General features: G+C 49.8%; 9 protein-coding genes. All 9 read right to left on the bottom strand.

The window, feature by feature from the left end; all coding sequences use genetic code 11:
• Positions 1-50: 50 nt before the first annotated feature.
• A complete protein-coding gene (locus F4Y64_07785; GenBank protein ID MXX97498.1) occupies positions 51-869 on the bottom strand; it encodes a zinc metalloprotease HtpX in 819 nt (272 codons plus the stop codon).
• Between the two features lie 186 nt (positions 870-1,055).
• Positions 1,056-1,418, bottom strand: a complete 363-nt coding sequence (locus tag F4Y64_07780; protein MXX97497.1) for a YciI family protein — start codon at positions 1,416-1,418, stop codon at positions 1,056-1,058.
• 87 nt (positions 1,419-1,505) lie between these two features.
• Positions 1,506-2,444, bottom strand: a complete 939-nt coding sequence (locus tag F4Y64_07775; GenBank protein MXX97496.1) for a hypothetical protein — start codon at positions 2,442-2,444, stop codon at positions 1,506-1,508.
• Positions 2,445-2,463: 19 nt separating this feature from the next.
• Positions 2,464-2,724: a hypothetical protein gene (locus F4Y64_07770; GenBank protein MXX97495.1), complete on the bottom strand. Its 261-nt coding sequence runs from the start codon at positions 2,722-2,724 to the stop codon at positions 2,464-2,466.
• A complete protein-coding gene (locus F4Y64_07765; GenBank protein ID MXX97494.1) occupies positions 2,721-2,921 on the bottom strand; it encodes a hypothetical protein in 201 nt (66 codons plus the stop codon). The genes F4Y64_07770 and F4Y64_07765 overlap by 4 nt, the downstream gene beginning before the upstream one ends.
• Entirely contained in the window at positions 2,911-3,255 is a 345-nt protein-coding gene (locus F4Y64_07760; protein MXX97493.1) for a cytochrome-c oxidase, read from the bottom strand. Before F4Y64_07760 ends, F4Y64_07765 begins: the two co-directional genes overlap by 11 nt.
• 18 nt (positions 3,256-3,273) lie before the next feature.
• Complete coding sequence (locus tag F4Y64_07755; protein ID MXX97492.1) at positions 3,274-3,912, bottom strand: heme-copper oxidase subunit III; 639 nt, start codon at positions 3,910-3,912, stop codon at positions 3,274-3,276.
• An 8-nt stretch (positions 3,913-3,920) separates the two neighbouring features.
• A complete protein-coding gene (locus F4Y64_07750; GenBank protein ID MXX97491.1) occupies positions 3,921-5,666 on the bottom strand; it encodes a cytochrome C oxidase subunit I in 1,746 nt (581 codons plus the stop codon).
• 39 nt (positions 5,667-5,705) lie between these two features.
• Positions 5,706-6,467, bottom strand: coding sequence for a hypothetical protein (locus F4Y64_07745; GenBank protein ID MXX97490.1), 762 nt, complete (start codon positions 6,465-6,467; stop codon positions 5,706-5,708).
• Between the last annotated feature and the right edge of the window lie 60 nt (positions 6,468-6,527).

Here is a 6,527-nt window from a genome sequence, read left to right as displayed (position 1 = left end):
GGATCGCGCTAAGGTAGCGCTAATCAGGCAGAACCGTCCTGCTATAAGATCTAATAAACTAATCTCCGAATGCGTTCTTCTGTCGGTGGATGCGTGCTGAATAAAGACATTACACCCTTCCTGGAAACCGGCATCATGATGAACATATGAGCGGTCGCAGGATTCGCATCCATCGGCACCTTCGCTTGAAAATTCTCAATCTTCACGAGCGCACTGGCCAACCCCCTTGGGCTCCCCGCTATTTCCGCACCAACTCGGTCTGCCTCGAATTCTCTCGAGCGGGAAATTGCCGCCTGGATCAGCATTGCCGCAATTGGTGCGAGAATCAAGGTTGCCAAGAAGCTGAAAATATTGTCTCGCCGGTCTCCACCTCCTCCAAAAATCATAGCAAACTGCGCCATCCGTGCAACCATAATGATGGTTGCCGCAAGCGTGGCAGCAATTGAACTGATCAGGATATCCCGGTTTCTAACGTGCGCCAGCTCATGTGCCATGACTCCTGCCAATTCCTGCGAATTCAAATTCCGAATCAACCCTTCGGTGGCAGCAACTGCGGCATTTTCGGGATTCCGGCCCGTCGCAAAGGCATTGGGTGAGCCTTCCGGGATGATATACACCCTGGGCATTGGGAGTCCTGCATTTTGTGCCAAATTCTCCGTCAGGCGATACAGTTGATGATCGCTACCAACCTCCTTGGCACGATACATTCTCAGCACAATTTTGTCCGAATACCAGTAGGACCCAAAATTCATCGCAATTGCAATGACGAATGCAAGGAGCAGTCCTGTTTGTCCCCCAAGAGATGCGCCAATCGCGAGCACCAAGCCACTGAGCCCTCCCAGCAGCAATACCGTTTTGAAACTATTCACCATTCAAGTCGACAATTAATACTATGCACAGGCTACGGTTATACAAAGATGTGGTTTCAATCACCCGCTTATGCAGTTCAAGGGTCACAACAACTCCCGTCCTGTATTCTGCACCCGTGTCTCGCAGTAGGTCGCTTGACGAAAGTTAGGTTGGTCAGCTCTTCGTACAACCACGCCACCACTCCCCTATTCGATAAAACCCTCTGGCTCATACAGAGACCGGATCTCAACCTCACCGGATTGAAGATATGGGTTGGGACACTGCTTGATCCAGGCGATCGCTTCATCCATGTCCTTCACCTCCCATATCCAATACCCAGACACCAATTCCGAAGTAAGGTTAAACGGCCCTCTGGAAACTGTCCGTGAATCGCCATCAAATCTTACGCGCATCCCGTCGCGTGTTGGTCGCAGCCCAGCCCCGTCCCGCATAATACCCGCCTCGATCAATGCCTGATTATAGGCACCCATAGATGTGAGCAGTTCAGTAGATGGCATGACCCCTGCCTCCGAATCTTGTGACGCATGCACGAAGACAATCACCCTCATGATACCGGCCTGAGTTGATCCCCGGGGACAATCAATTGGACAGTATTCTGCCGGTCGACGAAGACCAGCATTGTAACCTTACGAGTCTCAGAAACTGTTTTCTGCAAGGACCGCGTCAAATTCCTCTTGCGTATCGTGAACAATAACGGTACCACGCATACTGTAATGGGCACCACCACAGAGCTGCGCACAACTGATCTCCATTTCTGGAGAAGCATACACTTCGGTAATACCGGCTTCGTACAGTCTCGTCAGGATTCTCGTTGATAGCCGCTGTCCTTCTTCTGCAAGCATCGTCGAATCAGTGGGATTCGGGTAGTCTCGCATCGCGATCCATCGGTACGGAGGATACTGAGCCCGACGCCGTTCATTTTCCGAGATCGGCATCTCCTTTGCCATCTGCTGTCGGAATTCGCTCGTGGACATTTTGGGAATAAACCAGACCGGAATTTCCAGACCTGGGATAGCATCCTGCTTTACGCGCATGTTGGGAAGGGCAAAACTGTGGATGACATCCCTGGAGCTAAGGTTCACGATCACCGGACGATCCTTCACCAGGTGAAGAGTATTGGTGATAATGACATCATCCTCGCCTCTCGGGTCACTGGTGTCTATCTGAATCGGCTTCGTGAGTGTTGTGAGACCAAATTCTCCGTCGGCACCTGGATAGACTACATTCCAAGCAAATTGCTCTGCAATCACATTCACGATCGTTGACTCTGACTCTTCGGGAAAATCATTCTTGATCGTAGCCCATATCGGCAGTGCAAACCCCACCAATAAGACCGCTTCAGCAATGACTACGCCTCCTTCCAAGTACGAAGAGATCTTACTTTTTACTCCCGTATAAATGGCCCGAGGATGCCGCTTTGCATTGAAGCGCCACAAACAGTAGAGAAAAAACGGTGCCCAAATCAAAAACAACACTAGCATGAGCCAGTGTACCCAACTCATCATGATATCAATGTCCACTCCATGCCCCGAGGCATCAAGTGGCATTCCCATCCATTTACTTAAATCGTTCATGCTTAGGCTCAATCTCTAGTTATTGGTCGACCAACTGATCATCACCAGGACGACCTGATATTCTTTCTGATTCCAAAACCTTTGCGCGGCGATGAACCTTGAAAAAAAACGTCCCGATGCTTGCCCCCACGAATCCAATCACCGTAAGTAAAGACGCCATGGAGAAAACCAGTGCACGAATCACTCCAGAATTCGCAGTTCCTGTACCAAGACAATATTCACATGCCAAGACTGGCGTTGCAACTGCGAACAAAGCAACAAGAGCGATTCCGCGCTTCATGTTAACTCCCTGAGTTTACGCCAAAATGTAACACCGTATAAAACAAGGCCAATCCCGCAGATGAGCGCAATCAGCCCCATCCCTACCATCGCTCCGCTAGCATCTTCCATCCCACGGATTAATGCCCATAATCCAAACATAAAGCTTACAGCCGTTGCGAAAATAATAAATACGATATGTACGGTCTTAAGCGACATACTCGGGCAGAAGTAATTTGGCAACCGTCGCAAGGGCTTCTTGGTCGGCATGTGCTCCGATAAAGAGTGCAAACATGGCGATTAGAAAAATCCCCGACACGAGTAAGACCCATAAGACGACCTGCTTCTCGCTCACTAGATGCATAAAATATAGCGCCACCAAGCTAGCCTTCACGGTAGCAATTACCAAAGCAATCAGCAAAGCAGGTACGAACGGGATACTCAGATACGAAACCAGCACGGTCACAACCGTCAGTACAGCAAGAGAGGCAAAAACCACGAGATACACTTTTACGTGCCTCCTGATGTCCTCCATAGTCATTTCTTCGGCCATTTCAACGCGTTTGTCTGCTTAAATCAAATAGATCATAGGGAACAGGAATATCCACACCAAATCTACAAAGTGCCAGTACAGTCCGGCAACCTCGATCCGATTCGTAAAGTGAGCCTTCGCACGCGGTGTTCCCTGTTTCCACATCTTCGTCCCTGGTCCCCAGAAGTATGCATTCACCAAGATCCCACCGGTGACATGAATCGCGTGCAATCCAGTAAGCACAAAGTAGACGCCAAGGAAATTATTCGTTGACGCATACCAGTGGTGATCAAACTTATCACCATACTCAAATGCCTTTACGACCAAGAAACCCAAAGCTAACAGGATTGTGAGTCCCATGTAAAGCTTGTAGCGATCAAATCGATCCATCTTGAGCGCCGCCCAGGACATCACCATGGTGACACTGGATGCAATCAGGATCATTGTATTTAAAGTTGCCAGAGGCACGTTCAGGATCTGATCTGCACGCTCGGCCATCGTATCCGTACCATACATCATCATCCCTGGCCATGCTTCCGCGCCAATTCTTAGGAATATGTAGGCAGCAAACAGGCCCCCAAAGAGCATGATCTCCGAAGCCAAAAATAGCCAGATGCCCAGCTTCGCGTTGTTGACGCCAGTATCTGGACGTGCCGTTACCTCGTAGGGAATCTGCATTGGTATAACTAGGATTCGACTGTTTTATCAGTGTGGTCGGGAAGTTGAATAGGTACTCCCTGGGGGCAATAATCAAGCTCATGACCGGGTACGCTGTATTCATACGGTCCATGATACACCGTAGGAACGGTCTCAAAATTTCCATGACCGACCGGGGGAGTCGGGGCAGCAGACCATTCCAGCGTCGTTGCTTCCCAGTGATTGCTTTTTGTAACCTTTTTGCCCCATTTGGCACTCGTCAAGAAATTATAGATAAACGGGAGCTGGAACAGGAGAAGGACAACGGCGGACACTGCCATAATCGAATTGTAATGGAGAACTCCTTCCGTAAAGCTGTAGGTCAATCCACCATCAAACAGGCGCCGTGACATCCCAGCCATCCCCTGATGAAGCATTGGGAGGAAGATGCCATTCATCGCGATCATAGACCCCCAGAAATGAATCCGACCCAGTGTCTCATTCAGCGTACGCCCGGTAACTTTGGGGTACCAGTAATAAATGCCCGCAAAGAGTGCAAAGATGGTCCCCGGTGCAACCACGTAGTGAAAATGTCCAATCACGTAGTACGTATCGTGCAACGGAATATCCGTTGGAGCCAAACCAAGCGGAAGTCCTGTAAGTCCACCAATCCCGAACATCGGTACGAAACCCACGGCAAACAACATGGCGGCATTAAATCGGATAGAACCTCCAAAAAGTGTAATGAAGAGCGCTGACAAAATCACGACCGAGGGGATCGAAATGATCATCGTCGTTATCTGGAAGAAGGCACTGATCGTGGTCCCCATTCCAGTAATGAACATGTGATGTGCCCATACAATAAAGGAAAAGAATCCCAAGAATATGAGGGAGTATATCATCAATTTGTATCCCCAGAGCGGCTTCCGGGTATTGTTTGCCAACACTTCGGCTACGATCCCCATTGCAGGGAGGATCAACACGTATACCTCTGGGTGTGCCAGAAACCAGAACAGATGCTGCCACAAGAGTGGACTTCCACCACCTGCAACTTCCAATGGCCCATCTGCGGTGACGAGGCCGCTCGGCATAAAGAAACTCGTCCCGAGGAGCCGGTCTGCCAACTGAAGGAAGCCTGCTGCCTCCAGTGGAGGAAAGGCCAGGAGCAAGAGAAAAGCGGTGATAAACTGTGCCCAAACAAAGAACGGCATCTTAAAGAAGGTCATCCCCTCCGTGCGCAGTTGAATAATCGTCACCAGGAAATTCACCGCACCCAGCAGCGAAGATGTAATCAACAACACCATCCCCCAGAGCCACATGGTCTGGCCCATCGTCTCAATATTCGCGAGAGGAGGATAGGAGGTCCAGCCAGCTTTGGCGGCTCCCTCAGGCACAAAGAAGCTGGCAAGCATGACGACGCCACCCCAGAAATAGAAATGATAGCTCGCCATATTCAACCTTGGAAACGCCATATCCGGCGCACCGATCTGCAACGGTACTACATAGTTTCCAAAAGCACCCACTGCTAACGGGACAATCCCCAGAAATACCATGATCGTACCATGCATGGCACCGAATTGGTTATACATTTCTGGAGTGAGCGCCCCAAGGAGAGGGATTTCCACGCCGGGAGATGCCAATTGCCACCGCATGAGCAGCATGAGGCCAAATCCAAACAGCAAAAACAGCATCGCTGTGATCCCGTACTGGATTCCAATGACTTTATGGTCAGTCGAAAACCAGTACTTACGCCAGAACCCCTCCTGATGGGCTGAATGAGAATGATCTTCTGCCATGAGGTACGTACCTAATTGATATGCGGAAAAGAGCTTTTATTACTGGTAACTGATCGAGGCATCTACCATAGCACCGTCTGCCACTGTCACAGCCATCGTCTGCTCTCCCAGTTGTTCATGCCAGGCGGTCAGCGTATAGTCTCCATCCGGAAGACCTGAGATCATGAAAGATCCGCTTGCATCCGTCGTCGCAAAATACGGATGATCCAATACGCCAATGTACGCCTGCATCCAACTGTGTACATCGCATTTGACCGAAATCATTACTTCCGGTACCAAAAAGGTTTTCTCCAAGTAGTCTCCAATTCCTGGTGTGGACTCATTAAATCCACGATTTTCTTCCGGAACTGGATGTACGTTATGCTGGAATGGATCGCTGTTCTCAACACGAATCGTTTGCCCGATTTGCAGTCCCATCACACGAGGCACGTACATGCATCCTTCCTGATCCATGACTGCGGGTTCTGATGGAGTTGGGTATGTGTAGCCGTCGGGTAGTCCTGCACTCACATACACGAACACATTCTGAACTGCACCATCATTAACAAGAAGGTCTTCACTTAGTGCTTCCGTATCGCGCTCATCTGTACAATCATCATTCATGCGTACAGGGGTGCGCTCAGCGGGCGTTCCTGTAAACATCACAGATCCAGAAACACCACCCGATCCCATCGGGGTCATTGCCACTGTCTCCGTAGCATCATCGCTACCAGATTCCTGACTCACATCTGTCTCACTCGCACCGCCACCACATGCAGCGATAAAAAAGACCAAAAGCGCAAAAATTGCCGAAATTCGCATTGAAAAATTGGTTTGATTAAGGTTTTGCCTTCAACGAACGCTTTTAGACGCGAAGACACG

Source organism: Rhodothermaceae bacterium, from assembly GCA_009838195.1.
Classification (GTDB): domain Bacteria; phylum Bacteroidota; class Rhodothermia; order Rhodothermales; family Bin80; genus Bin80.
This window is presented reverse-complemented; position numbering and strand designations above follow the sequence as displayed.